The 23,992-nt window shown below is 61.3% G+C and carries 23 protein-coding genes; 14 read left to right on the top strand and 9 right to left on the bottom strand.

The genetic code is table 11. The annotated features are described in order from the left end of the window. Positions 1 to 193: 193 nt before the first annotated feature. Positions 194 to 880: a YceH family protein gene (locus tag CTATCC11996_RS13230; protein ID WP_003076834.1), complete on the bottom strand. Its 687-nt coding sequence runs from the start codon at positions 878 to 880 to the stop codon at positions 194 to 196. Between the two features lie 86 nt (positions 881 to 966). Between CTATCC11996_RS13230 and purN the strand changes: the two genes are divergently transcribed. Further along, positions 967 to 1,545 carry a phosphoribosylglycinamide formyltransferase gene (gene purN / locus CTATCC11996_RS13225; protein WP_003076832.1) on the top strand — a complete coding sequence of 193 codons (579 nt, stop codon included), beginning with the start codon at positions 967 to 969 and terminating at the stop codon, positions 1,543 to 1,545. 51 nt (positions 1,546 to 1,596) lie between these two features. Here purN and CTATCC11996_RS13220 read toward each other — a convergent pair whose 3' ends face one another. Then, complete coding sequence (locus tag CTATCC11996_RS13220; protein WP_034349034.1) at positions 1,597 to 1,854, bottom strand: DUF1653 domain-containing protein; 258 nt, start codon at positions 1,852 to 1,854, stop codon at positions 1,597 to 1,599. A gap of 96 nt (positions 1,855 to 1,950) precedes the next feature. Between CTATCC11996_RS13220 and CTATCC11996_RS13215 the strand changes: the two genes are divergently transcribed. From CTATCC11996_RS13215 to CTATCC11996_RS13205, 3 genes are all read left to right on the top strand, one after another. Then, positions 1,951 to 3,828, top strand: a complete 1,878-nt coding sequence (locus CTATCC11996_RS13215; RefSeq protein ID WP_003076827.1) for a M48 family metallopeptidase — start codon at positions 1,951 to 1,953, stop codon at positions 3,826 to 3,828. 231 nt (positions 3,829 to 4,059) lie between these two features. Next, positions 4,060 to 5,391 (top strand): RsmB/NOP family class I SAM-dependent RNA methyltransferase, encoded by a 1,332-nt coding sequence (locus CTATCC11996_RS13210; RefSeq protein WP_003076825.1) that lies wholly within the window; start codon positions 4,060 to 4,062, stop codon positions 5,389 to 5,391. A 123-nt stretch (positions 5,392 to 5,514) separates the two neighbouring features. Next, the gene (locus CTATCC11996_RS13205) at positions 5,515 to 6,735 is read left to right on the top strand and encodes a DesA family fatty acid desaturase (RefSeq protein ID WP_003076823.1); all 1,221 of its coding nucleotides are present in this window, start codon (positions 5,515 to 5,517) and stop codon (positions 6,733 to 6,735) included. Here CTATCC11996_RS13205 and CTATCC11996_RS13200 read toward each other — a convergent pair. Next, the gene (locus tag CTATCC11996_RS13200; protein ID WP_003076821.1) at positions 6,710 to 7,105 is read right to left on the bottom strand and encodes a hypothetical protein; all 396 of its coding nucleotides are present in this window, start codon (positions 7,103 to 7,105) and stop codon (positions 6,710 to 6,712) included. The genes CTATCC11996_RS13205 and CTATCC11996_RS13200 overlap by 26 nt on opposite strands. Positions 7,106 to 7,224: 119 nt before the next feature. Here CTATCC11996_RS13200 and CTATCC11996_RS13195 point away from each other — a divergent pair, with 119 nt between their 5' ends. Then, positions 7,225 to 8,829: an aminotransferase-like domain-containing protein gene (locus tag CTATCC11996_RS13195; RefSeq protein ID WP_172590571.1), complete on the top strand. Its 1,605-nt coding sequence runs from the start codon at positions 7,225 to 7,227 to the stop codon at positions 8,827 to 8,829. Positions 8,830 to 8,845: 16 nt separating this feature from the next. Here the strand turns inward: CTATCC11996_RS13195 and CTATCC11996_RS13190 are convergent, their stop codons facing one another. From CTATCC11996_RS13190 to trxB, 4 genes are all read right to left on the bottom strand, one after another. Next, positions 8,846 to 9,604 carry a hypothetical protein gene (locus tag CTATCC11996_RS13190; protein ID WP_003076816.1) on the bottom strand — a complete coding sequence of 253 codons (759 nt, stop codon included), beginning with the start codon at positions 9,602 to 9,604 and terminating at the stop codon, positions 8,846 to 8,848. Positions 9,605 to 9,744: 140 nt separating this feature from the next. Then, a complete protein-coding gene (gene rpmG, locus CTATCC11996_RS13185) occupies positions 9,745 to 9,915 on the bottom strand; it encodes a 50S ribosomal protein L33 (protein ID WP_003058233.1) in 171 nt (56 codons plus the stop codon). A 20-nt stretch (positions 9,916 to 9,935) separates the two neighbouring features. Beyond that, entirely contained in the window at positions 9,936 to 10,169 is a 234-nt protein-coding gene (gene rpmB / locus CTATCC11996_RS13180; protein ID WP_003058229.1) for a 50S ribosomal protein L28, read from the bottom strand. Between the two features lie 277 nt (positions 10,170 to 10,446). Next, complete coding sequence (gene trxB / locus CTATCC11996_RS13175; RefSeq protein ID WP_003076814.1) at positions 10,447 to 11,400, bottom strand: thioredoxin-disulfide reductase; 954 nt, start codon at positions 11,398 to 11,400, stop codon at positions 10,447 to 10,449. A 258-nt stretch (positions 11,401 to 11,658) separates the two neighbouring features. Between trxB and CTATCC11996_RS13170 the strand changes: the two genes are divergently transcribed. After that, positions 11,659 to 14,019 (top strand): DNA translocase FtsK, encoded by a 2,361-nt coding sequence (locus CTATCC11996_RS13170; RefSeq protein WP_034349032.1) that lies wholly within the window; start codon positions 11,659 to 11,661, stop codon positions 14,017 to 14,019. Positions 14,020 to 14,039: 20 nt separating this feature from the next. Beyond that, positions 14,040 to 14,675, top strand: coding sequence for an outer membrane lipoprotein periplasmic chaperone LolA (gene lolA / locus CTATCC11996_RS13165; RefSeq protein WP_034349030.1), 636 nt, complete (start codon positions 14,040 to 14,042; stop codon positions 14,673 to 14,675). A gap of 123 nt (positions 14,676 to 14,798) precedes the next feature. Here the strand turns inward: lolA and brnQ are convergent, their stop codons facing one another. After that, positions 14,799 to 16,127, bottom strand: coding sequence for a branched-chain amino acid transport system II carrier protein (brnQ, locus tag CTATCC11996_RS13160; protein ID WP_003076808.1), 1,329 nt, complete (start codon positions 16,125 to 16,127; stop codon positions 14,799 to 14,801). A gap of 399 nt (positions 16,128 to 16,526) precedes the next feature. On the opposite strand from brnQ, the gene CTATCC11996_RS13155 reads away from it, so the two are divergent. From CTATCC11996_RS13155 to CTATCC11996_RS13135, 5 genes are all read left to right on the top strand, one after another. Next, positions 16,527 to 17,867, top strand: a complete 1,341-nt coding sequence (locus CTATCC11996_RS13155; protein ID WP_003076806.1) for a replication-associated recombination protein A — start codon at positions 16,527 to 16,529, stop codon at positions 17,865 to 17,867. A 350-nt stretch (positions 17,868 to 18,217) separates the two neighbouring features. Next, positions 18,218 to 19,147: a branched-chain amino acid ABC transporter permease gene (locus CTATCC11996_RS13150; RefSeq protein ID WP_003076804.1), complete on the top strand. Its 930-nt coding sequence runs from the start codon at positions 18,218 to 18,220 to the stop codon at positions 19,145 to 19,147. Positions 19,148 to 19,156: 9 nt separating this feature from the next. Next, positions 19,157 to 20,236, top strand: a complete 1,080-nt coding sequence (locus CTATCC11996_RS13145) for an ABC transporter permease subunit (RefSeq protein ID WP_003076803.1) — start codon at positions 19,157 to 19,159, stop codon at positions 20,234 to 20,236. Positions 20,237 to 20,266: 30 nt separating this feature from the next. Further along, positions 20,267 to 21,049: an ABC transporter ATP-binding protein gene (locus CTATCC11996_RS13140; RefSeq protein WP_003076802.1), complete on the top strand. Its 783-nt coding sequence runs from the start codon at positions 20,267 to 20,269 to the stop codon at positions 21,047 to 21,049. A gap of 2 nt (positions 21,050 to 21,051) precedes the next feature. Further along, positions 21,052 to 21,810 (top strand): ABC transporter ATP-binding protein, encoded by a 759-nt coding sequence (locus CTATCC11996_RS13135; RefSeq protein WP_034349027.1) that lies wholly within the window; start codon positions 21,052 to 21,054, stop codon positions 21,808 to 21,810. A gap of 146 nt (positions 21,811 to 21,956) precedes the next feature. Here CTATCC11996_RS13135 and CTATCC11996_RS25530 read toward each other — a convergent pair whose 3' ends face one another. Continuing rightward, entirely contained in the window at positions 21,957 to 22,145 is a 189-nt protein-coding gene (locus CTATCC11996_RS25530; protein WP_138983856.1) for a hypothetical protein, read from the bottom strand. Between the two features lie 165 nt (positions 22,146 to 22,310). Between CTATCC11996_RS25530 and CTATCC11996_RS13130 the strand changes: the two genes are divergently transcribed. Together CTATCC11996_RS13130 and CTATCC11996_RS13125 are read left to right on the top strand one after the other, a co-directional pair. Next, positions 22,311 to 22,958, top strand: a complete 648-nt coding sequence (locus tag CTATCC11996_RS13130) for a DUF47 domain-containing protein (protein ID WP_003058214.1) — start codon at positions 22,311 to 22,313, stop codon at positions 22,956 to 22,958. Positions 22,959 to 22,977: 19 nt separating this feature from the next. Next, entirely contained in the window at positions 22,978 to 23,988 is a 1,011-nt protein-coding gene (locus CTATCC11996_RS13125) for an inorganic phosphate transporter (protein WP_003076798.1), read from the top strand. Positions 23,989 to 23,992: the final 4 nt, after the last annotated feature.

Genomic DNA, 23,992 nt, shown 5'->3' with positions numbered 1-23,992 from the left:
TCTTTTTCTGGCTGTCCGGGTTGCGACAAATGGTGGGAAACCCCAGGGATGAGCATCCCCTGAGCAGGCTGCGCCTGCCTGCTTTCCCTTGCTTGGTGTGCGCCAGTTTTGGGTACTGGCGGGTCGTTTGTAGTGAAACAGGCCGCCAGCGCTTATTGGATAAACGCCGGCAGCTATCAGTTTCTGTCTGGATTTATTCAGCCTGGGCAGCAGGCGGTTCCACGCCCAGCGATTCGCACAGCATCTGCACGGTGGCGCGCAGTTGGGCGACTTCGGCTTCGAGCGCATCCACACGCTGCTGCAGGGCCAATGCATTGCCGCCTGTGCTGGCGCTGCCGGTGCTTGCCAGGGCGTTGACATCCACCGGGCCGCAAAGCAGGTGGGCCCAGCGCTGTTCGCGGGCACCGGGTGCGCGCGGCAACTGCACGACCAGCGGGCCGCCTTTTTCCTCGCTGCGTTCGCGCAGTTCGTCGAGAAAGGCTTCGACCGAGGAGATATCGGCAAAGCGGTGCCAGCGCTCGGAGTTGATGCGCAGTTCGCCAGCGGTCTGAGGGCCGCGCAGCATCAGCAGGGCCAGCAGCACTGCAGATTGGTCAGGCACGCCAATGCCGCGCGGGAAGTTGTGCTCCCAGCGTGTGGAGCGCACGCTGCTGATCTGCACCGACAGGGTCTTGAGGCGCAGGCTGTCCAGAGCCTCCTGGGCTTCACCCTCGCTGACCTCCATCACCGGGTCGCGGCTGGACTTCTGGTTGCAGCCCGTGACCAGGCTGTTGAGCGTGAGCGGATAGCTGTCGGGCACGGTGCGGGCCTTTTCCATCAGCGTGGCCAGAACGCGGGCTTCGATGGCGCTCAAAGGGGTATTGCGTGGGTCAAACGGCATGGGATCTCCTCTAAAGTCTTAGGGCTGCGCACAGGAACTGGTGCAAACCCGATAGGGTTTGTCCGTCAATGCGACAATCGCCGCCCATGAAAAACATCGTGATCCTCATCTCGGGCGGCGGCTCGAACATGGCTGCCATTGTGCGTGCATCCCAGCAGCAGAACTGGGCAAAGCAGTACAACGCCCGCGTGAGCGCCGTGGTGAGCAACAAGGCCGAGGCCAAGGGCCTGGTGTTCGCGCGGGACAACGGCATTGCCACCGAGGTGCTGGATCACAAGCAGTTCGACAGCCGCGAGGCCTTTGATGCCGAGCTGGCGCAGGTCATCGATCGCCATGCGCCCGATCTGGTGGTGCTGGCTGGTTTCATGCGCATTCTCACGCCGGGATTTGTTGCGCACTATGAGGGCCGGCTGATCAACATCCATCCCTCGCTGCTGCCGGCCTTCACCGGCCTGCACACCCATCAGCGAGCGATCGATGCGGGCTGCAAGTTTGCGGGCTGCACCGTGCACCGCGTGACGGCCGAGCTCGACGTGGGCCCCATCCTCGATCAGGCTGCCGTGCCCGTGCTGCCTGGTGACACGGCCGAGCTGCTGGCGGCACGGGTGCTGGTGCAGGAGCACATCATTTACCCGCGCGCGGTGCTCAATCTGCTCAAGGGTTGATGCTGGCTTGATCGCTGTCAGCGCTTGATGCATAAGCGCTGCAGCTTGTTTTCATTCGGATTTCTGCTGCTCTGCGGGCAAGCGGCGAAAGCGTGGCTGCTCCACGCCATCAATCACCACGGTCTCGTTGAACATGGCGGCAGGGCGCACCCACAGACCGTGTTCGCCGTACAGGGCGCGGTACAGCGTCATGGGCTCCAGTGTTTCGCTGTGGCGCACGGTGCCCACCACCTCGTAGCGCATGCCTTTGTAATGCTCGTACAGACCGGGCGTGGTGGTGATCAACGGGGGAAGTTCGGAGTTGCTCATGAAGATGCTGAAACGGTGAGGGCTGTGAAGGGGTTGGAGCCTGGCGGCGTGTGAAAATCCTGCCAAAGTATTCAATCGGGGAGGCAGGGCTGCGCCATGGAACAGGCAGATTATGTGCATCTGGTTCGCGTCAGCGAGCTTGCCAGCGCCGAAAACAGTCATGCATATAGGCGCAGCGTGGCCTTGTTTGCCGCACTGGGCTATGCCTGGGTGCTGGGTTGTCTGGCTCTGGCGCTGTGCCTGCTGTTCTGGGCCGGCTCGCATCTGCTGGCCGGGCAGTGGCGCTTTGTCTGGATCATGACGGCCATTGCCAGCCTGAGCCTGTTCTGGAACAGCCTGCGCGCGCTGTGGTTCAAGGTGGACAAGGCCGAGGGCATTGTTCTGATGCCCGAGGACGCCCCGGCCCTGTTCGAGGCACTGGAGCGCATTCGCCGCAAGATGGCAGGCCCCGGGATCGATGCCGTTTATCTGACCCGGGACTTCAATGCCAGCATTCGCCAGGTGCCGCGCTGGGGTGTGGTGGGTGGCGTGCGCAATGAGCTGAGTCTGGGCTTGCCGCTGATGATGGCGCAGGACAGAAACCGTTTGCTGGCCGTGCTGGCCCATGAATACGGCCATCTGCGCGGCGGGCATGGCAAGTTCGGCGCATGGGTCTACCGCACGCGGCTGAGCTGGACCCGGCTGTACGAAGGCATGCAGGGTGACTCCGGCGTGGCCTCGTTTGTCACGCGCAGGTTCCTGCACTGGTATTTCCCGCGCTTTCTGGCCAGGACCTTTGCGATGGCGCGCCAGGACGAATACGAGGCCGACAAGGCCGCAGCCGGCCTGCTGGGCCAGGCCGTCATGGCCGATGCGCTGGTGGAGATCGACCTGCGCCAGCAATGGTTTCAGCAGAAATTCTGGCCGCTGCACTGGCGCTCGGCTCGCAAGCAGGCAGTGCCCATGGGGCCGTACAGCGCCATGAAGTACTGGCTGGCGCAGCCCGTCAAGCCGGCGTTTGCGCGCCAGGCGCTCAAGGCCAGCCTGCGCCTCAAGTCCGGCCTGGAAGATACCCACCCGGTGCTCAGGGAGCGCGTGGATGCGCTGATAGGCGAGCGCCCTCAACTGCCGCAGCAATGGTCGGCGGGCGGTGCGCTGGCCTTGCTCAACCCGCGCAAGCTCGGCGAATGGCTCAAGAGCTTTGACAAGCAGTGGTGCCTGGAAAACGCCAGCGCCTGGAAGGAGCATCACGCCCGCCTGGCGCGCAGCGAGCGCATGCTGGCTCAGCTCGGCGGCGAGGGCCACCAGTCCGTGGCCGACCTGCTGCTGCGCGTGAAGCTCATGCTGAGGCTGGACCCCCATGCCGAAGTCAGAGCGCTGTATCAGGAGGTGCTGCGCCGCGAACCCGACAACGCCAAGGCGCTTGCAGGCATGGTTGACGTGTTGCCGCCGGACATGGGCGATGTGCAGCTTGACATGCTGGAGCGCCTGTTCGATCTGCATGTGGAATATCGCTGGTGGGCCGCCAATTTTGCGGTGGAACTGCTGGAGTCCCGTCAGCAGATAGGGGTGGAGGGCGAGTCGGTCCAGGCGCTCAAGCTGTGGCGCGAGCGGGTCAGACAGACCAGCGAGCTGGAAGACCGGTTTTCCGAAGAGCTGATGCAGACGCCTTTGCTGAATGCTCTGCTGGCGCATGGACTGACGGATTTCGAGATTTCAGAGGTCGCGGCCGAGCTGCGCAATTTCCGAGCGGTATCCCAGGCCTGGCTGGTGCGCAAGCAGCTGGACACCATTCGCAGCCGGCCCGTCTTTTTGCTGCTGGCCGAGATGGACGGGCTGGGAGAGGAGGAAGGCGACGCGCTGGGGGCGCAGATTCACGACGGTCTGGAGCTGCCCGGCAAGCTCTACGTCATGCGGGTGCAGCAGGCTGCTACGCGCGACGATATGGCACGCCAGGGCGTCAGACCCGTGTATCTGCGCGCCTTTGCTGGCTAGACATGGCTTGCGCAAAGCAGGTTCAAGCAAGAGACTCACTCTCAGGCGCATCCTGGTTGACCTGAGTTTTGCTAAATTCATAGCTTCTAACGCTTGCCTTGATTGATTTTCAATGTGTTTTTAATTCAAAATCAATGAATTAATTGCGATGTAAGCTATGATTTTAATAGTGAAGCCGCTGGCAGCCAGAGGGCGTCATATGGATATGCGGGCAGTGGGACAATTGCGCCCATGCATCCCAAAGCCCTTCTCGACGCTTGCTCTGAACTCGTCAAGCGCGCCCTGACATTTGAACACCCGGCCGATTCCGTGGTGTCCTATTTCTTCCGCGAAAACCGTTACCTCGGCCCGCGCGAACGCGCCACTCTGGCTGAAACCACTTACACCGTGCTGCGCAAAAAGCTGCTGTTTGAAGGCCTGGCGCATTCGGGCAGCGGCGCACGCGAGCGCCGTCTGGCCATCCTCGGCTTTGCCGCCGTCCTGCGCGAGCAGGCCAAGAAGGAAGGCAAAGTCAAGAACAAGGAAGGCCAGGACAGCGAGACCTTCATCAAGGCGGCGCTGACGCCCCAGGAACTCAAATGGCTGGCTGCCTGCGACGGCATCAAGCCCGAAGAGCTGATGGAGGCGCACCGCCACAACCTGCCCGAGTGGCTGGTCGAGCCGCTCAAGGCGCAGGTCGGTGATGAGTTCTGGGCTTTGGCCGAGAGCATGGAGAAGGCCGCTCCGCTGGATCTGCGCGTCAACACGCTCAACGACAAGCGCTCCGATCTGCGCAAGGAACTGGAAAAAGCCGGCATCAAGGCCGAGCCCACACCGTTCTCGCCCATCGGTCTGCGTGTGGACGGCAAACCCGCGCTGGCCAAGGTCGATGCCTTCAACCGTGGCGCCATCGAGGTGCAGGATGAAGGCTCGCAACTGCTGGCACTGATGCTGGATGCCAAGCGCGGCGAGATGGTGGTGGACTTTTGCGCCGGTGCCGGCGGCAAGACCCTGGCCATTGGTGCGGCCATGCGCAATACCGGTCGTCTGTATGCCTTTGACGTATCGGGTCACCGTCTCGATGCGCTCAAGCCGCGTCTGGCGCGTTCGGGCCTGTCCAATGTGCACCCCGCAGCCATCGCCCATGAGCGCGATGAGCGCGTCAAGCGCCTGGCCGGCAAGATCGACCGCGTGCTGGTCGATGCACCTTGCTCGGGTCTGGGCACGCTGCGTCGCAACCCCGACCTCAAGTGGCGCCAGAGCGCCAAGGCGGTGCAGGAGCTGACCCTCAAGCAGGCATCCATCCTGGAGAGCAGCGCCCGTCTGGTCAAGGCCGGCGGACGTCTGATCTATGCCACCTGCTCCATCCTGCCGGAGGAAAACGAAGCCATTGCCGAAGCCTTCAGCGCTGCGCACCCCGAGTTTGTGCCGCTGGACGCGGGCGAGGTGCTGGAGCAGCTCAAGATTGCCGACGGTGACAAGCTTTGCAGCGGTGGTGACGAGGGCCGGCGCTATCTGCGTCTGTGGCCGCATCAGCACGAGACAGACGGGTTTTTCGCGGCTGTTTGGGTGAAAAAGGCGTAACTTCGGTGCAAATCCGGTATCTGCTGTCGGGGAATCGACAGCAGACCGGTCGGCGGCTCACCTAAAATGGCACGACCGTGCTTATCGGGTGGGCGCGGTTTTTTGCCAAAGGCTTTGTTATTTATGTCGCTGGATATCGGCTTGATCTGGAATGCCGTCGTGGATTGGATGGCCAATGGCCTGTGGGATCTGTCGTGGTGGCAGTTGCTGCTCTACACCCTGATCACCACCCATTTCACGATTGCGGGCGTCACGATCTTTCTGCACCGCAGTCAGGCGCACCGGGCGCTGGATCTGGGACCCATTCCCTCGCATTTCTTCCGCTTCTGGCTCTGGCTGGGCACGGGCATGGTGACCAAGGAATGGGTTGCCATCCACCGCAAGCACCACGCCAAATGCGAGACCGCAGATGACCCGCACAGCCCGCAGACGCGCGGCCTGGCCAAGGTGATGCGCGAAGGTGCCGAGCTGTACCGCGCAGAGGCCAAGAACGAGGAAACGCTCAGGAAATACGGTCACGGCACACCCGACGACTGGATGGAGCGCAACATTTACCGCCATTCGGTGATGGGCCCCTCGCTGATGCTCATCCTGAATGTGGCGCTGTTCGGCGTGATCGGTCTGTCGATCTGGGCCGTGCAGATGGTCTGGATTCCATTCTGGGCTGCGGGCGTGGTCAACGGCGTGGGGCATTTCTGGGGCTATCGCAACTACGAGGCGACGGATGCCTCCACCAATCTGGTGCCCTGGGGCCTCATCATCGGCGGCGAAGAACTGCACAACAACCACCATACCTTCCCCACTTCGGCGAAGTTCTCCGTCAAGCCCTACGAGTTCGATATCGGCTGGGTCTATATCAGCATCATGCAGAAGCTGGGCTGGGCCAAGGTCAAGAAGACCCCGCCGCGCCTGCGCATGGGCGCCGTCAAGCCTGTGGCTGACGAGCTGACGCTGGAGGCTGTCATTGCCAATCGCTACGAGGTCATGGCCCGTTATGCGCGCGGCGTTCGCACGGCGGTTCAGCATGAGCTGGATCTGCTCAAGCAGAAACAGGCGCAGAAGTCGGATGTTTCCCTGCTCAAGGGCGTGCAGCGCTGGCTGCACCGCGATGCCGACAAGGTGCCCGAGCGTGCCCAGGGCCAGCTGGCGCAGGCGCGCGCTGCGCATCCGGTGATTGACCAGATGCTGGTCATGCGCGAAGAGCTGCGTCAGCTGTGGCTCAACACCAGCCTGAGCCGCGAGCAGCTGACCGGTCAGTTGCAGGCCTGGTGCCAGAGGGCCGAAGCCAGCGGCATTGCCGCACTCAAGGATTTTTCCATCAAGCTGCGCGCTGCCCACGTCTGAGGGCGAGCTTGCCAAGCTGCTGCCAGATCCTGGCAAGCGCGAAGCTCAGGCCTTTTTCCTCTTCAAGCCGCTTCGCTGCCCTGCTCGGGTAGGGGCGGCTTTGCTGTATCCGGGCTGCAGGATATTGAATCCAGGCCGCGCCCGCCGGCGTGCTCAGCTGCACCCAGGTGCGGCTGGGGCAACGCCAGCTTTGCCCGGTTTGCAGCACCATGACCTGGCCGAAGTGATTGTCGGTAAAGCTCAGCGGCCCGATGGCCAGACGCAGCGGCCCTTGCTGGCAAAATAGCTCGCTGCCTGGTTCAAACAGCAGCGATGCGGCCTGGCCGCTGTTGAGACTATGTGTTTTCGGGGTGAAGTCCGGCTGTGACATGGTGGCTGGAGGTCTGTGATTCAGGCCCTCAAGCGTAGGGAAACACGGCTTGGCAGAACAGGCACAGCAAGCGTTCTGCTCAGACGTAGCAGCGCGGATTCCGGTGCATCTGTTCTGCCCTGTTTGCTGACAATCTGTATCTGTTGCAGAACAGGGCTTGCTGGCATGATGCCTGCTCGGCCCTGCTTTTTGTCATCATGCTGACTTCCACCACCTCCGAATCACAGTCTGTCGATGATGCGGCAAACGATGTGCTGCTGCCGCTGTACCAGCGGCTGGCCGCGCACTACAGCGCAGCCATAGAGCTGGGGAGTCTGAAACCCGGGGAGCGCATGCCGTCGGTGCGCGAGCTGATGGCGCGGCATGACATCAGCCTCTCGACGGCCTTGCAGGTGTTGCGCTTTCTGGAAGCACAGGGCTGTCTGGAGGCCAGGCCCCGCGTGGGCTACTTTGTGTGCGCGACGAAGGCGGGTGATATTCCTCTGACCAGCGAGCCGGACCTGAGCCAGCCGCTGTCTCCCGGCGCGCATGCGCATTTCGTGGGCATCAACGAGCATATTTCTCTGCTGCTCGAGCGCGGCCGTCAGGCCGAGGTCTATATGGACATCGGTGGCTGCACGCCGCCTGCGTCCCTGTTCGATCATCACTATCTGAACAAGACCGTCACCCGGCTGCTGCGCGAGCATCCGACGCTGCTCTCTCAGGGGCGCTCACTGCTGGCCAATCAGGGCAACCACCCGCTGTTTCAGCAGGCCATGGCCAGACGGGCGCTGGCCTCCGGTATCCGTGTGGCGCCTGCCGATGTGCTGGCAACCACCGGCAATTCCGAAGCCGTGAGTCTGGCGCTGGCTGCCGTGGCATCCCCCGGGGATATGGTGGCCGTCGAATCGCCAACCTATTACGGCCTGCTGCAGGTGGTGGAGTCCCTGCAGCTGAAAACGCTGGAGATTCCCTGCAGCCCACGCACCGGCATGTCCATCGAGGCGCTGGAGCTGGCCTTTCAGACCCAGCCGCGCCTGAAGGCCGTGGTGGTGGTGCCGGATCTGCAGATGCCTGTGGGCGCACGCATGCCGGACGAGAACAAGGCCAGACTCGTGGCCCTGTGCGCAGCCCATGGGGCGGCACTGATCGAAGATGACTCCTACGGCCTGTTTGTCGAAGGGCTGCCGGTGAAGCCGCTCAAGGCCTGGGACAGTGTCTCCGGGCATGTGATCTATTGCCAGGCCTTCAACAAAAGTCTGGCGCCGGGTCTGCGTCAGGGCTGGATGAATGGCGGCCAATGGCACGGCCGTATCCAGATGCTGAAATTTGCACAAAGCCGCAATACCCAGACGCTGGGGCAGCTGGTCGTGGCCGAGGTGCTGGGCTCACCCACCCATCAGCGCAGCCTGGAAAAGCTCAGACAGCAACTCAAGCGGCAGCGCGAGGCCATGGCCAGACTGGTGGCACGCCATTTTCCGCTGGGCACGCGCATGAGTCTGCCAAGCGGCGGCCTGTGTCTGTGGCTGGAGTTTCCAGCGCAGCTGTCCACGTCGGACTTGTTCACGGCAGCCCTGGCGGGCGGCATACGCATTGCGCCGGGCAGCATGTTCTCCAATTCCGGTCGGTATGAGCACTGCATGCGGCTGGCCTGCACCCATCCGGTCGACGAACTCATGGAGAGGGCGATGCAGGATCTGGGGGCGATGGCTTGCCGGCAACTGGGACAGAATCCGCGCAGCTAGCGCTGACCAAGGTCCTTTATTTGGTAGGCTGACCGGCCATGCACTGGCGCAGGAAGTCACGGGCCTTGCCGCCCTCCTTGTAGAAGGTGCTGATGACTTCCTTGCCTTCCACGGAGACCTTGAAGCGGGCTTCTTCCTCTTCACCCAGCTCCTTGATCAATGCTTCGGCTCCGCCCAGCGCGTAGACGATGGCGCCCCATTTGCCATTGGACATGGTGTAGTTGATGGCGCCAACCTCCTGGGGGCGGTCCTGGTTCTGGGTCAGCGTGGTTTGGATCTTGCGCGGGCTGGCGGGCTGGGGAATGTCCATGCCCAGAAAGGTCAGCAGGGCACCGTTGTGCTTGGCCGTGGGGCCCGAAAGCTGAACGGCACCGGACATGCTGCCAAAAATCGCCGCGCATCCAAGACCCGAGCGCGGGTTTTTCTCGTCATGCGAGAACATCCAGTAGCCCTTGCGCAGCTTCTGGTACTGCGGGTCTTGTGCAATTTTCTGTCCTTCCTTGATCAGCTCCTGCCCTTCGCGCAGCAGCTCCAGCTGGCCGCGTGCGAGGCCGCCCAGGGCGTCGGCAGGAGAAGGCTCGGCACGCTGGGTGGCGGCTGGCGCGGAGCTGAACTGCTCGCAGACGGGCACGGAGGCCAGACCTGGCGAGCCGCCGGTCATGCCGACCTGGCGCTGGCCGGGGCCGGGGCCCGTGGGGCAGATGAATGTCTGGCCGAAGACGGCGGGCGACACGGCAAGCGAAAAAAGCAATGTGCTCAGCGTCCGGTGATTCATGTGATCGATCCCTGTTCGTTGCAAAGTGCCAAGTATAGGGAGGGGCGCTGCGTCAGCTCTCGCGCCGCGACATGCATCGCGAAGGCATGAAAAAAACCGCCTGCACTTGCGTGAGGCGGTTTTTCAAGAAACAGGCCGAATTACTTCAGCTTGGTTTCCTTGTACTCGACGTGCTTGCGAGCCTTGGGGTCGAACTTGATGATCGACATCTTTTCAGGCATCGTCTTCTTGTTCTTGGTCGTTGTGTAGAAGTGACCGGTACCAGCAGTGGAAGCCAGCTTGATCTTTTCGCGTCCGCCTTTAGCAGCCATGGTGTTTCTCCTTCAGGAAATTAAGCTTGGCCACGAGCGCGCATGTCTGCGAGCACGGAGTCGATACCGTTCTTGTCGATCAGGCGCAGAGCAGCGCTGGAAACGCGCAGGCGCACCCAACGGTTTTCGCTCTCCACCCAGAAGCGGCGGTATTGCAGGTTGGGGAGGAAACGACGCTTGGTCTTGTTGTTGGCGTGGGAAACATTGTTGCCCACCATGGGCTTCTTGCCCGTAACTTCACATACGCGTGCCATTGGGACACTCCGATAGTTGAATCGGCCGCCGGCTCTGGAATCCTGCAGGAGCAGGAGGTGCCGACAACCTCACCTCGCCAGTTTGTAATGGGTGGCGGTAGCCCGATTGCGGAAGTCCCGAAGCACGGTAAAGCGCGAACCTGGAATTCAGCAAAGTCTGCGATTATAGCGTTCTCGCAAAAAAGCCCCTGGTGCCGGCCAAAACTGGCCAAACCCAAGGGCTTTTGCGCCGAACATGCGCTAACAGCCGCTCAGACGCCGAAGCGTCCTGGCGTCATCAGGATTCCTGTTCCAGGAAGCGCTGGGCGTCCAGGGCCGCCATGCAGCCGGTGCCGGCGCTGGTGATGGCCTGGCGGTAGACATGATCCTGGCAGTCGCCGGCGGCAAACACGCCGGGCACGCTGGTCTGGGTGGCAAAGCCCTTGAGGCCGCCCTGGGTGATGATGTAGCCGTTTTCCAGCTCCAGCTGACCCTGGAAGATGTCGGTGTTGGGGTGGTGGCCGATGGCGATGAAGGCGCCTTGCAGCTTGACCTCTTCGGTGTGGCCGTCCTGCGTGCTCTTGATGCGAATGCCGGTCACGCCGCTTTGGTCGCCCAGCACTTCATCCAGCGTGAAATGGGTCTTGAGCTCGATCTTGCCTTCCTCGACCTTTTCCATCAGCTTGTCCACGAGGATGGGCTCGGCCTTGAATTTGTCGCGGCGGTGCACGAGAGTGACCTTGCTGGCGATGTTGGACAGGTAGAGGGCTTCTTCCACGGCCGTGTTGCCGCCGCCGATCACGCAGACGGGCTGCTCGCGATAGAAAAAGCCGTCGCAGGTGGCGCAAGCGGATACGCCGCGACCCATGAAGGCCTCCTCGGAGGGCAGGCCCAGGTACTTGGCCGATGCGCCGGTGGCGATGATCAGCGAGTCGCAGGTATAGACGCCGCTGTCGCCGCTCAGGGTGAAGGGGCGCTTGGAGAGGTCAACCTGGTTGATGTGGTCGAAAACGATTTCGGTCTTGAAGCGCTCGGCATGTTCCTGAAAACGCTGCATCAGCTCGGGGCCCTGCACGCCCATGACGTCGGCAGGCCAGTTGTCCACTTCGGTGGTGGTCATCAACTGGCCACCCTGGGCCATGCCGGTAATCAGCAGGGGCTTGAGGTTGGCACGGGCCGCGTATACGGCTGCGGTATAGCCGGCAGGGCCGGAGCCGAGGATGAGAACTTGTGCGTGTTTGGTAGAGGACATGGAGCGGAACTCTGAAAAAAGCAGGCCGACAGCCGGCGCGCGGTCATGAAAACATTGGAAAGATGTGGGAGTATCGCTCCTGATCAAGGTCTGCGCGTGCAGCTGTTTTTAATCACCGGAATTGTTAAAAATGATAGTGATGAAGCGAATCAGGCTACCGTATGGCAGTTTTGTTGCATGTGCTTGCATTACGCTGAGCGATCGTCTTGGCCGAATGTACCGCTTGGATAAGGGCCTAAGGTAAGCTTGCGCCTGCGTATGACATATACATTGAACGCTTCGAACGCGTCTTCTTCCAGCAAATCGAAATCCCGCGCTGCGACTCCGCGCTATGGAGTGATTCGCTTCAGCCAGGAGGTTTTGCTGTTGATCGGCCTGCTGGCACTGGTGTTCTGGCTCACGGCCATGTTCACCTACTCGCCGCAAGACGCAGCCTGGTCCACCTCAGGTGCCGGGCAGAGGCCGTTTGTCCATAACTGGATGGGCCGTGTGGGTGCCTGGCTGGCCGATGCCTGCTACTTCGGCTTCGGCATGTCCATCTGGTGGCTGGTGCTGGCCGCCGTGCAGACCTGGGTGACATCGCTGGTGCGCTGGATGCGCGGCGGGGTGAACAAGGACGGCAGCCCTCTGGCGCTGATGCCGCTGTGGCGCCGCCGCTTTCTGTTCTGGGGCGGTCTGGGCATTCTGATGGTTGCCAGTTGCGCGCTGGAATGGACGCGTCTGTACCGTTTCGAGAACCTGCTGCCCGGCCCTGCCGGTGGCGTGTTTGGTTACATGATGGGCTTCAACGCCCTCAAATGGCTGGGCTTTGCGGGCTCGGGCCTGATCGGCATCTGCCTGTTCGTGCTGGGCGCTGCCATGGTGTTCGGCTTTTCCTGGGGAACGCTGGCCGAAGGCCTGGGTGCGCGCCTGGATGGCATGGTGCAGTTTGGCCGTGAGCGTCGTGAAATTGCCAAGGACGTCTCTGTCGGCAAGAGAGCGGCCCGCGAACGCGAGGAAGTGGTGTTTGACCGCACCGAAGGTGCAATCGCGGCCCCGGTGCATCAGCCTGTGCAGATTATCGAGCCCGTGCTGCAGGAGGCAAGCCAGCCCAGCGCCCGGGTGGTGAAGGAGCGCCAGAAGCCGCTGTTCACCGATCATCCGGACAGCAAGCTGCCTCAGGTGGACCTGCTGGATCAGGCCCAGCAGCGCCAGGAGCTGGTGTCTGCCGAGACGCTGGAGATGACCAGCCGGCTGATTGAAAAGCGCCTCAAGGACTTTGGCGTGGAAGTGCGTGTGGTTGCGGCCATGCCAGGCCCTGTGATCACACGTTACGAGATCGAGCCTGCCACAGGCGTCAAGGGCTCGCAGATCGTCAATCTGGCCAAGGACCTGGCGCGTTCGCTGTCTCTGGTGTCGATTCGTGTGATCGAGACCATTCCCGGCAAGAACTTCATGGCGCTGGAGCTGCCCAACGCCAAGCGCCAGTCGATCCGTTTGTCCGAGGTGCTGGGCTCGCAGGTCTACCACGATGCCAAGAGCCTGCTGACCATGGGACTGGGCAAGGATATCGTGGGCAATCCCGTGGTTGCCGATCTGGCCAAGATGCCCCACGTGCTGGTGGCCGGCACGACCGGCTCGGGCAAGTCCGTGGGCATCAACGCCATGATTCTGTCTCTGCTCTACAAGGCAGAGGCGCGCGATGTTCGCCTGCTCATGATCGACCCCAAGATGCTGGAAATGTCAGTCTATGAAGGCATTCCCCATCTGCTGTGCCCCGTGGTCACCGACATGAAGCAGGCGGCCAACGGCCTGAACTGGTGCGTGGCCGAGATGGAGCGCCGCTACAAGCTCATGAGCAAGCTCGGTGTGCGCAATCTGGCCGGCTACAACAGCAAGATCGACGAGGCCAAGGCGCGCGAGGAGTCGATTCCCAACCCCTTCAGCCTGACGCCCGAGGAGCCCGAGCCGCTGCAGCGCCTGCCGCACATCGTCATCGTGATCGACGAGCTGGCCGATCTGATGATGGTGGTGGGCAAGAAGATCGAAGAGCTCATCGCACGCCTTGCACAAAAGGCGCGCGCGGCCGGCATTCATCTGATTCTTGCGACTCAGCGCCCCAGCGTGGACGTGATCACCGGCCTGATCAAGGCCAATATCCCGACCCGTATCGCCTTCCAGGTCTCCAGCAAGATCGACAGCCGCACCGTGCTGGACCAGATGGGGGCCGAGACCCTGCTGGGCATGGGCGACATGCTGTATATGGCCAGCGGAACCGGTCTGCCGATCCGCGTGCATGGCGCTTTTGTCTCCGACGACGAGGTGCACCGTGTGGTCAGCTATCTCAAGGAGCAGGGTGATCCCGACTACATCGAAGGCATCCTGGAAGGCGGCTCTGTCGACGGAGAGGGTGGCGATGACGATGGCGAGGGCGGCGGCGAAAAGGACGAGCTCTACGATCAGGCCGTCGAAATCGTGCTGAAAGACCGCAAGGCCAGCATTTCCTATGTTCAGCGCAAACTGCGCATCGGCTACAACCGCTCGGCCAATCTGCTCGAGCAGATGGAAAGGGCCGGTCTGGTCAGCTCGCTTACATCCAGTGGGCAGCGCGATGTTCTAGTTCCGGCTCGCAGCGAGTGAGCCGCGCAAGAGGGAGAGTCATGAAACGTCTTTTGACTGCAATTTTGATAGCTGGCAGCGCAGGTGCTGCAATGGCCGATGGCCTGAAAAGCCTTGAGTCCTTCATGAAGAACGCTCAGGCGGGCAAGGCCGACTTCACCCAGTCCGTGACTTCGCCGCCCAAGTCCGGGCAGGAGGCGCGCACCAAGGTCTCCAGCGGCAGCTTCGAGTTCCAGCGGCCCGGCAAGTTCCGCTTCAACTACACCAAGCCTTTCGAGCAGCTCATCGTGGCTGACGGCAAGACGTTGTGGCTGTACGACGCCGATCTGAATCAGGTGACGGAGCGCGCCCAGGCCCAGGTGCTGGGCAGCACACCGGCGGCCATCCTGACATCGGCCACAGACCTCAAGGCCTTGAAGGCGGATTTCGAGTTGGGCAACCAGCCTGACGCAGACGGTCTGGAATGGGTGCTGGCCAGCCCCAGGCAGAAAGGCGGTCAGCTCAAGAGCGTGCGCATAGGCTTCACACCCGAGGGCAAGCTGGCGGCGCTGGATATCGAGGACAGCTTTGGCCAGCGTTCGCTGATGCAGTTCAAGGGCCTGCAAACCCAGGCTTCGCTGCCGACATCAACCTTCCACTTCAAGGTGCCCAAGGGGGCCGATGTGCTCAAGCAGTAAAGATCGCGGCATGCATCAGCAAAAAGGCCTGCGGATTGTGTCCGCAGGCCTTTTTTATGCAGGAGTCGGGTTTAAGCCCCTGTGAGCAGAGCGCAGCCAGTTGCGCTTTGGCAGGCGCTGTGATCAGGCGCGTGTGGCGTTTGCGGCACTTTGCTTGTTGCCGATGGCGAAGTCCAGCAGGCCTGCAATCACCAGCACGCAGACTACCGGGGTGACCCAGCCCATGCCCAGGGCGGCGCCGGGCAGCATGTCCAGCCAGGCGGGCACCAGGAAGTCGAGCTTGGCCGCCTTGGCGGCGTCAAACAGGCCGAAGACCAGGGAGGTGCTCATCACGGGGATGTAGACGCGCGCCGGCTGATTCCAGCGGTGCAGCAGGCTCAGGGCGATCAGGGCGATGGCCACGGGGTACAGCCCCACGAGCACTGGCACGGCGACGGCAATCAGCTGCGCCAGGCCCTGGTTGGCAACGGCTGCACTGAAGACCGACAGGCCGATGACCATGGTGCGGTAGGAGATGCCGGTCAGCTCGCTGAAGAAGCTGCTGCAGGCCGTGATCAGGCCTACGCCGGTAGTCAGGCAGGCCAGCATGATGACGGTGGCCAGCAGCCACAGACCTGCGGGGCCGAAGGTCTGCTGTACAAAGGCTGTGAGAATCTGCACGCCGGTGGAGGCGTTGGCAGCCAGCTGGCTGTTGGTGGCGCCCAGATACATCAGCGAGACATAGACCAGACCCAGGCAGGTCGCGGCAATGATGCCGGCATAGATGCAGTAGCGGGTGTGCAGCTTGCTGTCGCTCACTCCAGCCGCCTTGATCGCGTTGACGATGACGATACCGAAGATCAGCGAGGCCAGGGCGTCCATGGTCTGATAGCCCTGCAGAAAGCCTTCGGAGAAGGCCGCCGCCTGTGTGGCATAGGCCTCGGTGCTGAGACTGTAGCCATCCACAGGAGCCAGCACGGCGGAGCCGCCGAGCACGGCAAGAGCCAGAATCAGCACGGGCGTGATGATCTTGCCCACGTTGTCCATGAGCTTGCCGGGGAAGAGCGACAGCAGCGCCACCGCCACAAAGTAAGCGATGGTGAAGGCCAGCAGCATCGCTGGTGTGTTGCCGACAAAGGGCGCCAGTCCCATCTCGAAGGATACGGTGGCCGTGCGCGGCGTTGCAAACAGAGGGCCGATGGTCAGATAGATGGCCACGGCCAGCACCAGGCCGGCAATGCGGCCTATGGGGCTGGTCAAGGTGTCCAGACCGCCACCCACGCGTGCAAGAGCGACTACGCCGAGAAGGGGTAGACCGACACCCGTCAGCAGAAAGCCGATTGAGGCGCCGAGCAGGTTTTCACCAGCAGCCAGGCCCACCATGGGAGGGAAGATGATGTTGCCGGCCCCGAGGAACAGGGCGAAGGTCATGAAACCGAGGGCAAAAATGTCCCAGGTCTTGAGTTTTTTCATACGCTTAGGCTCAGGCGTGCAGCGCTGGCACGTCTTGGAGCAATGTGGAACCAAGGAAAGTTGCGGATGCTTTCGATTGATTTCTGGCTGATGGCGGTAGCCCTATCAGGCACAGGCATTGCGTGGCGCAGATGAGGCGGCCAGCAATGAATCTAAGCGTGCTGCCGGGCCTGGCTGGCCTGGTTTTTGGCAGGCCGGATGGGGGCAGTACCTCCATGGGGCGAGGGGTGGCCTCGTTAATGGAGAGATTTAATCCGTTAAAACGCTATTTTCTCTGATGAAAAATTCTGATAAGGATGCAGGGGTTAAGGTGGATAAGTATTGCCTGCCTTCGGTGTGCAAGCAGCCCCAACCCATTTGAATGCGCAACTGCCCGGAGCATTGGATACTTGAGGGGTCATGGTCACGCACATCAACTCCCATTCCCCAGCCGTTCCCCATCAGCCCCTGGCCGAGCGCCTGCGGCCGCACACTCTGGCCGAAGTCATCGGCCAGCAGCATGTGTTGGGAGAGGGCATGCCGCTGCGCCTGGCCTTTGAGTCGGGTCGCCCGCATAGCTGCATACTCTGGGGCCCGCCGGGGGTGGGCAAGACCACGATTGCGCGCCTGATGGCCGATGCCTTTGATGCGCAGTTCATCTCCATCAGCGCCGTGCTGGGCGGCGTCAAGGACATTCGCGAGGCCGTGGAACAGGCGCAAGCGGCGCGAAGCGGACTGTTGCAGCAGCGCACCATTGTGTTTGTGGACGAGGTGCATCGCTTCAACAAAAGCCAGCAAGACGCCTTTTTGCCCCACGTGGAAAGCGGGCTGTTCACCTTCATAGGCGCGACGACGGAGAACCCGTCGTTCGAGGTCAACTCGGCCCTGCTTTCGCGAGCGGCCGTCTATGTGCTGCAAAGCCTGACGGCTGACGATTTAGGGCAGATTGTGGCTAGAGCACAGGCCATCAAAGCGATTCCAGCTATTGAAGATGAAGCGCTGGATCGCTTGATTGCCTACGCTGACGGCGATGCGCGCCGCTTGCTGAATACGCTGGAGACCCTGTCCATCACGGCCGAGCAGGCCGGAGTGGAAAGCATTACCGATGGCTGGCTGCTCAAGGTACTGGGCGAGCGCATGCGCCGCTATGACAAAGGGGGCGAGCAGTTCTACGACACCATCAGCGCACTGCATAAATCCGTGCGCGGCTCGGACCCCGATGCGGCGCTTTACTGGTTTTGCCGCATGCTGGATGGCGGGGCCGATCCGCGCTATCTGGCGCGTCGCATCGTGCGCATGGCCTGGGAAGACATAGGACTTGCCGACCCGCGTGCCATGCAGATGTGCAACGATGCCGCTGCGACCTATGAACGCCTGGGCAGCCCCGAGGGCGAGCTGGCGCTGGCCCAGGCCGTGATCTACCTGGCCGTGGCGCCCAAGAGCAATGCCGGCTACATGGCCTACAACAAGGCCAAGGCCTTTGTGAAGGGCGACACGACAAGGCCTGTGCCGCTGCATCTGCGCAATGCACCCACCAAGCTGATGAAGCAACTGGACTATGGGCGGGACTACCGTTATGCCCACAGCGAGGAGGGCGGCTTTGCGGCGGGCGAGCGCTATCTGCCTGACGGAATGGAAGACCCAGGCTTCTACCAGCCCGTGGCGCGCGGGCTGGAAATCAAGATCGGCCAGAAGCTGGCCGAGCTCAAGGCGCTCAACGACGCTGCTCGTGCGGCAGATGACGAGCCGGCAAGCTTGTAAAGAGCGAGTTGCCCAGGTGTTGCACAACTGGCACTAGTTGAATGCTGCATTTTTTGCGGTGTTTTCAGGGTTTTTCGCTAGATTGAGTATCAGCCCATGACTAAGTGCCTGTATTTATTGGGCTTGCGCTGTCGATGAAATTATTGCGCTGCAGCATTTTGGGTCTGCGCACGGGAAACCCCGGCCCTGAGTCCTGAAAACAGCTCCCTAGAATCGATTCACTCTTTTGCGACAAGCGGCCCACAAAGCGGCGGACTGCAGAAGGGGAACCATGGCATCGCTGGCTCCGTCGTTCGGGATGAGAGGCTCGCAGTGTCTCCGTCTTGGATCGAGGGAAGGGGAGCGCGCTTATGGATATCTTGCTGCAGCAGATCATCAATGGTCTGGTGTTAGGCAGCATGTACGCCTTGATAGCCCTGGGCTACACCATGGTGTACGGCATCATTCAGCTGATCAACTTCGCGCATGGCGAGGTGCTGATGGTGGGGGCTTTGACCAGCTGGAGCTGCATCGGTCTGATGCAGGAGGCCATGCCTTATCTGCCGGGCTGGCTCATGCTTTTGATCGCCGCCATCATCGCCTGCGTGGTGGCCGCATCGCTGAACTTCGTGATCGAGAAGGTGGCCTACCGGCCGCTGCGCAACAGCCCGCGTCTGGCACCGCTGATCACGGCCATCGGCGTTTCCATCCTGCTGCAGACCCTGGCCATGATCATCTGGAAGCCCAATTACAAGGCTTATCCCACGTTGCTGTCGTCCACGCCCTATGAGATCGGCACGGCCGTGATTACGCCCACGCAGATCCTGGTGCTGGCGGTGACGGCCATTGCGCTGGCCACGCTGATGTATCTGGTGAATTACACAAAGCTAGGCCGCGCCATGCGCGCCACGGCAGAAAACCCGCGCGTGGCGGCTCTGATGGGCGTCAAGCCCGATATGGTGATTTCCGCGACCTTCATCATCGGTGCCGTGCTGGCGGCCATTGCGGGCATCCTGTATGCCTCCAATTACGGCACGGCTCATCACACCATGGGCTTTTTGCCAGGTCTGAAGGCGTTTACGGCGGCCGTGTTCGGCGGCATCGGCAATCTGGCCGGGGCCGTGGTGGGGGGGCTGCTGCTGGGGTTGATCGAGTCCATAGGCTCGGGCTATATCGGTGACCTGACGGGGGGCGTGCTGGGCAGCCAGTACACCGACATCTTTGCCTTCATCGTGCTCATCATCATCCTGACTCTGCGCCCTTCGGGCCTGCTGGGTGAGCGTGTGGCGGACCGTGCCTGAGGAGTGCCCATGAAGAACAACAAGACACTCCACTGGATTGTGGGCGGCATAGGCCTGCTGGTGCTCCCGCTGATCCTGCAGTATTTCGGCAACGCCTGGGTGCGCATCGCCGATCTGGCACTGCTCTATGTGATGCTGGCGCTGGGTCTGAACATTGTGGTGGGCTACGCCGGCCTGCTGGATCTGGGCTATGTGGCCTTCTATGCCGTGGGCGCGTATATGTTTGCGCTCATGGCATCGCCGCATCTGGCCGAGACCTTCGAAGGTTTTGTGGCCATGTTTCCCAACGGACTGCACACCTCGATCTGGCTGGTGATTCCGCTGGGCATGCTGATAGCGGCTTGTGCGGGAGTGCTGCTTGGGCTTCCCGTACTGCGGCTGCGCGGGGACTATCTGGCCATCGTGACGCTGGGCTTCGGCGAGATCATCCGCATCTTCCTGAACAACCTGGATCAGCCCGTCAACATCACCAACGGCCCCAAAGGCATTGGCCAGATCGACTCGGTCAAGATCTTCGGCTTCGACCTGGCCAAGCGGCATGAAATCTTCGGCTACGACATATCCTCCGTCACGCTGTACTACTACCTGTTCCTGGTGCTGGTGCTGTTCACGATATTGATCTGCTACCGCCTGCAGGACTCGCGCATAGGCCGTGCCTGGATGGCGATACGGGAAGACGAAATCGCCGCCAAGGCCATGGGCATCAATGTGCGCAATATGAAGCTGCTGGCCTTTGGCATGGGGGCATCGTTTGGCGGTGTGGCCGGCTCCATGTTCGGCGCCTTTCAGGGCTTCGTCTCGCCAGAGTCGTTCAGCCTGATGGAGTCCGTGATGATCGTCGCCATGGTGGTGCTGGGCGGTCTGGGTCATATTCCCGGCGTGATTCTGGGGGCGGTGCTGCTGTCCGCTTTGCCCGAGGCGCTGCGCTATGTGGCTGGCCCGCTGCAGGAGATGACGGGGGGGCGGCTGGATGCCTCCATCCTGCGCCAGTTGCTGATTGCGCTGGCCATGATCGTCATCATGCTGATGCGTCCGCGCGGCCTGTGGCCCACGCCAGAGCATGCCAAAAGCCTGGACCATCCGTCCTGATGACAGCGAAGACAAGGAATGTGAACTGATATGGCAGAGAGCACGACTTCCACGGTCCTCCACGTCTCGGACATCTCCAAGCGCTTTGGCGGTTTGCAGGCACTGTCCGGTGTGAGCATGAAGATTGATAGAGGCCAGGTCTATGGCCTGATCGGCCCGAATGGCGCAGGCAAGACGACTTTCTTCAATGTGATTACCGGCCTCTATACGCCCGATACCGGCAAGTTCGAGCTGGCCGGAAAGCCCTATGAGCCGACGGCGGTGCACAAGGTGGCCCGGGCCGGCATTGCCCGGACCTTCCAGAACATCCGCCTGTTTGCCGAGATGACGGCACTGGAAAACGTCATGGTCGGGCGCCATGTGCGCACGCATTCCGGCCTGCTCGGAGCGGTGTTTCGCACCAAGGGCTTCAAGGCCGAGGAAGCTGCGATCCGCGCCCGCTCGCGCGAGCTGCTCGACTATGTCGGCATCGGCAAATATGCGGACTTCAAGGCGCGCACCCTGTCCTATGGCGACCAGCGTCGCCTGGAGATTGCCCGAGCATTGGCGACGGACCCGCAGCTGATTGCGCTGGATGAGCCGGCTGCCGGCATGAACGCTACCGAGAAGCTGCAGTTGCGTGAGCTGATCGACCGCATTCGCAACGACCACCGCACCATCTTGCTCATCGAGCACGATGTGAAGCTGGTCATGGGTCTGTGCGACCGCGTGACGGTGCTGGACTATGGCAAGCCGATTGCCGAAGGCACGCCTGCCGAAGTGCAGAAGAATGAAAAAGTGATTGAAGCCTATCTGGGCACGGGAGGCCATTGAAGATGCAGGATCAAGTGCTGGAGCAGGCGCAGGCCTCCAAATCCACGGCCCCGGTGTTGCTGCAGGTCAAGGGCCTGAAGGTGGGCTATGGCGGCATTCAGGCTGTCAAGGGCGTGGACTTTCAGGTGCATCAGGGCGAGCTGGTGTCGCTGATCGGCTCCAACGGCGCGGGCAAAACCACGACCATGAAGGCTGTCACGCGAGGGCTGCCGATTGCCGATGGCGAAATTCTCTACCTGGGCAAGAGCATCAAGGGCAAGGGCGCCTGGGATCTGGTGGCCGAAGGCCTGGTCATGGTGCCTGAGGGACGCGGCGTGTTCGCCCGCATGACGATTACCGAAAATCTGCTCATGGGGGCCTACACGCGCAAGGACAAGGCCGGCATCCAGGCGGATATCGAGCGCATGTTCGGCATCTTTCCGCGTCTGAAGGAGCGCAAGGATCAGTTGGCGGGCACCATGTCCGGGGGCGAGCAGCAGATGCTGGCCATGGCCCGCGCGCTCATGAGTCAGCCCAAGGTGCTGCTGCTGGACGAGCCGTCCATGGGTTTGTCGCCCATCATGGTGGACAAGATCTTCGAGGTGGTCAGCGATGTCTATGCGCTGGGCGTGACCATGGTGCTGGTGGAGCAGAACGCCAGTCGCGCGCTGGCGCTGGCCGATCGGGGTTATGTCATGGAGTCCGGCATCATCACCATGACGGGGCCGGGCCAGACCTTGCTGAGCGATCCGCGCGTGCGTGCGGCCTACCTGGGAGAGTAAGTCTCGACGAGACGGTTGGCGCTTTCGATCGCGGTGCGCTATCCCGCCGTGACGCTCTCCTGCAGTCAAGGGTGAACCCTAATTCCCCTTAAATTCAAGAAAATGACAAAAAAATGACGTTTTTCACGGTTCTTTGATTGTTTTATTCATTTCTTTTTAGTTCCTTTTAATTCTTTTTTGTCATTGAATAGAATTTGCTTATTACAAAAAGAAGTATTTGGAACGTTTTCGCGTGGCTCAGTGACATGCTCAAGGAGTCGGCGCTTTGGGCGGGTGGATTGCTGCTCTTCGGTGTTGTCTGGAGGAATCACAGGCTTTGTGACAGTGCCTAGCATGGCGAAGAGCTTGTATTTTATTTTTCGTGGTGCCAGAAGGGGTGTCTTGAAGACGCGCTGAAACGCACAATGACTCAAGAGTAAACTCCGCCCCGTTTAAGCCGGGAACCATGCACTTTTTTTGCAGTGAGTCGCCTGGTTTCTTTTCCCCGGTAAGGAGCATTCATGCTGTTTGGCAAGCTATTGCCGCGCGAAGGCAATTTTTTCGAGATGTTCAATCAACATGCGGACCGCATCGTTGAAGCAGCTCATGCCTTCTCGCAACTCGTTGCAAATTACAACGATCCCCATCTGCGCGAAAAATACAACGCCGATGTGGACAACGCCGAGCGCGCAGCCGACCGTGTGACCCATGACGTCACCAAGCTGCTGCACAAGACCTTCATCACGCCCCTGGATCGCGAACATATCCATTCGCTGATCAACACCATGGACGACGTGGCCGACCTGATTCAGGACTCGGCCGAGACCATGGCCCTGTATGACGTGCGTCACATGACAGACGAAATCACTCGTCTGACCGATCTGTGCGTGCGCTGCTGCGAACGTGTGCGTGATGCCGTCAAGCTGCTGGACCGTCTCTCGGACCCCACGATCGTGGATGCCGCCAGCAAGACCTGCGACGAGATCGACCGCCTGGAAGGCGATGCCGACCGCGTGATGCGTGCGGCCATGAGCAAGCTGTTCCGTGAAGAGCCCGATGTGCGTGAAGTGATCAAGCTCAAGGCGATCTATGAGCTGCTGGAAACCATCACGGACCGCTGCGAAGACGTGGCGAACCTGATCGAGGGCATCGTCCTCGAGAATTCCTGATTCTCGCTGGAGCCCGATCATGGAGCCGGTACAGGCAGCCCTCTGGGTTGTGATTTTGCTGGTGGTGCTCGCCTTGCTGTTCGATTTCATGAACGGCTTTCACGACGCTGCCAATTCGATTGCCACCGTGGTTTCCACGGGGGTTCTCAAGCCTACTCAGGCCGTGGCATTTGCCGCGTTCTTCAACGTTGTTGCGGTTTTCGTCTTCCACCTCAGTGTGGCGGCAACCGTGGGCAAGGGTATTGTTCAGCCGGGCATCGTTGACACGCATGTCGTGTTCGGCGCTCTGGTGGGTGCCATCACCTGGAACGTCATCACCTGGATCTACGGCATTCCCAGCAGTTCCTCGCATGCCCTGATTGGCGGCATCGTGGGTGCGGTGATTGCCAAGGCCGGCGCGGGCGCGCTGATCGCCAGCGGCATCTGGAAGACCGTTGCCTTCATCTTCGTCTCTCCCGTGCTGGGCTTTCTGCTGGGCTCGCTGATGATGGTGCTGGTGGCCTGGATTTTCCGTCGCGCCAGCCCCAATCGCGTGGACAAGTGGTTCCGCCGTCTGCAACTGGTGTCTGCCGGTGCCTACAGCCTGGGTCACGGTGGTAACGATGCGCAAAAGACCATCGGCATCATCTGGCTGCTGCTGATTGCCACGGGCTATGCCAATGCCGGTGATGCCGAGCCTCCCCTGTGGACCATCGTGAGCTGCTACCTGGCCATCGGCCTGGGCACCATGTTTGGTGGCTGGCGTATCGTCAAGACCATGGGTCAGAAGATCACCAAGCTCAAGCCCGTCGGAGGTTTCTGCGCCGAATCCGGTGGTGCTCTGACATTGTTCTTTGCCACCTTCCTGGGAGTTCCCGTCTCGACCACTCACACCATTACCGGTGCCATCGTGGGCGTGGGGTCCACGCAGCGCGCGAGTGCCGTGCGCTGGGGCGTGGCGGGCAATATCGTCTGGGCATGGATTCTGACGATTCCTGCCAGCGCCTTTGTGGCATCTATTGCCTACTGGGTCAGCCTGCAGCTGTATTGAGCTT

The sequence above is a fragment of the Comamonas testosteroni ATCC 11996 genome (assembly GCF_000241525.1).
In the GTDB taxonomy this organism is placed as follows: Bacteria; Pseudomonadota; Gammaproteobacteria; order Burkholderiales; family Burkholderiaceae_C; genus Comamonas; species Comamonas testosteroni.
Note: the sequence above shows the minus strand (reverse complement) of the source record. Positions and strands in the feature narration are given on the sequence as shown.

Bases quoted from the DNA above. Each gene is read 5' to 3' on its own strand.
- trxB (WP_003076814.1), bottom strand. From the start codon at position 11,400: ATGTCCTCTACCAAACACGCACAAGTTCTCATCCTCGGCTCCGGCCCT.
- CTATCC11996_RS13215 (WP_003076827.1), top strand. From the start codon at position 1,951: ATGGAACAGGCAGATTATGTGCATCTGGTTCGCGTCAGCGAGCTTGCC.
- CTATCC11996_RS13190 (WP_003076816.1), bottom strand. From the start codon at position 9,604: ATGAATCACCGGACGCTGAGCACATTGCTTTTTTCGCTTGCCGTGTCG.
- brnQ (WP_003076808.1), bottom strand. From the start codon at position 16,127: ATGAAAAAACTCAAGACCTGGGACATTTTTGCCCTCGGTTTCATGACC.
- rpmB (WP_003058229.1), bottom strand. From the start codon at position 10,169: ATGGCACGCGTATGTGAAGTTACGGGCAAGAAGCCCATGGTGGGCAAC.
- rpmG (WP_003058233.1), bottom strand. From the start codon at position 9,915: ATGGCTGCTAAAGGCGGACGCGAAAAGATCAAGCTGGCTTCCACTGCT.
- CTATCC11996_RS13130 (WP_003058214.1), top strand. From the start codon at position 22,311: ATGCTGTTTGGCAAGCTATTGCCGCGCGAAGGCAATTTTTTCGAGATG.
- CTATCC11996_RS13220 (WP_034349034.1), bottom strand. From the start codon at position 1,854: ATGAGCAACTCCGAACTTCCCCCGTTGATCACCACCACGCCCGGTCTG.
- CTATCC11996_RS25530 (WP_138983856.1), bottom strand. From the start codon at position 22,145: ATGCTAGGCACTGTCACAAAGCCTGTGATTCCTCCAGACAACACCGAA.
- CTATCC11996_RS13200 (WP_003076821.1), bottom strand. From the start codon at position 7,105: ATGTCACAGCCGGACTTCACCCCGAAAACACATAGTCTCAACAGCGGC.
- purN (WP_003076832.1), top strand. From the start codon at position 967: ATGAAAAACATCGTGATCCTCATCTCGGGCGGCGGCTCGAACATGGCT.
- CTATCC11996_RS13155 (WP_003076806.1), top strand. From the start codon at position 16,527: ATGGTCACGCACATCAACTCCCATTCCCCAGCCGTTCCCCATCAGCCC.
- CTATCC11996_RS13125 (WP_003076798.1), top strand. From the start codon at position 22,978: ATGGAGCCGGTACAGGCAGCCCTCTGGGTTGTGATTTTGCTGGTGGTG.
- CTATCC11996_RS13230 (WP_003076834.1), bottom strand. From the start codon at position 880: ATGCCGTTTGACCCACGCAATACCCCTTTGAGCGCCATCGAAGCCCGC.
- CTATCC11996_RS13135 (WP_034349027.1), top strand. From the start codon at position 21,052: ATGCAGGATCAAGTGCTGGAGCAGGCGCAGGCCTCCAAATCCACGGCC.
- CTATCC11996_RS13205 (WP_003076823.1), top strand. From the start codon at position 5,515: ATGTCGCTGGATATCGGCTTGATCTGGAATGCCGTCGTGGATTGGATG.
- CTATCC11996_RS13150 (WP_003076804.1), top strand. From the start codon at position 18,218: ATGGATATCTTGCTGCAGCAGATCATCAATGGTCTGGTGTTAGGCAGC.
- CTATCC11996_RS13140 (WP_003076802.1), top strand. From the start codon at position 20,267: ATGGCAGAGAGCACGACTTCCACGGTCCTCCACGTCTCGGACATCTCC.
- CTATCC11996_RS13170 (WP_034349032.1), top strand. From the start codon at position 11,659: ATGACATATACATTGAACGCTTCGAACGCGTCTTCTTCCAGCAAATCG.
- CTATCC11996_RS13145 (WP_003076803.1), top strand. From the start codon at position 19,157: ATGAAGAACAACAAGACACTCCACTGGATTGTGGGCGGCATAGGCCTG.
- lolA (WP_034349030.1), top strand. From the start codon at position 14,040: ATGAAACGTCTTTTGACTGCAATTTTGATAGCTGGCAGCGCAGGTGCT.
- CTATCC11996_RS13210 (WP_003076825.1), top strand. From the start codon at position 4,060: ATGCATCCCAAAGCCCTTCTCGACGCTTGCTCTGAACTCGTCAAGCGC.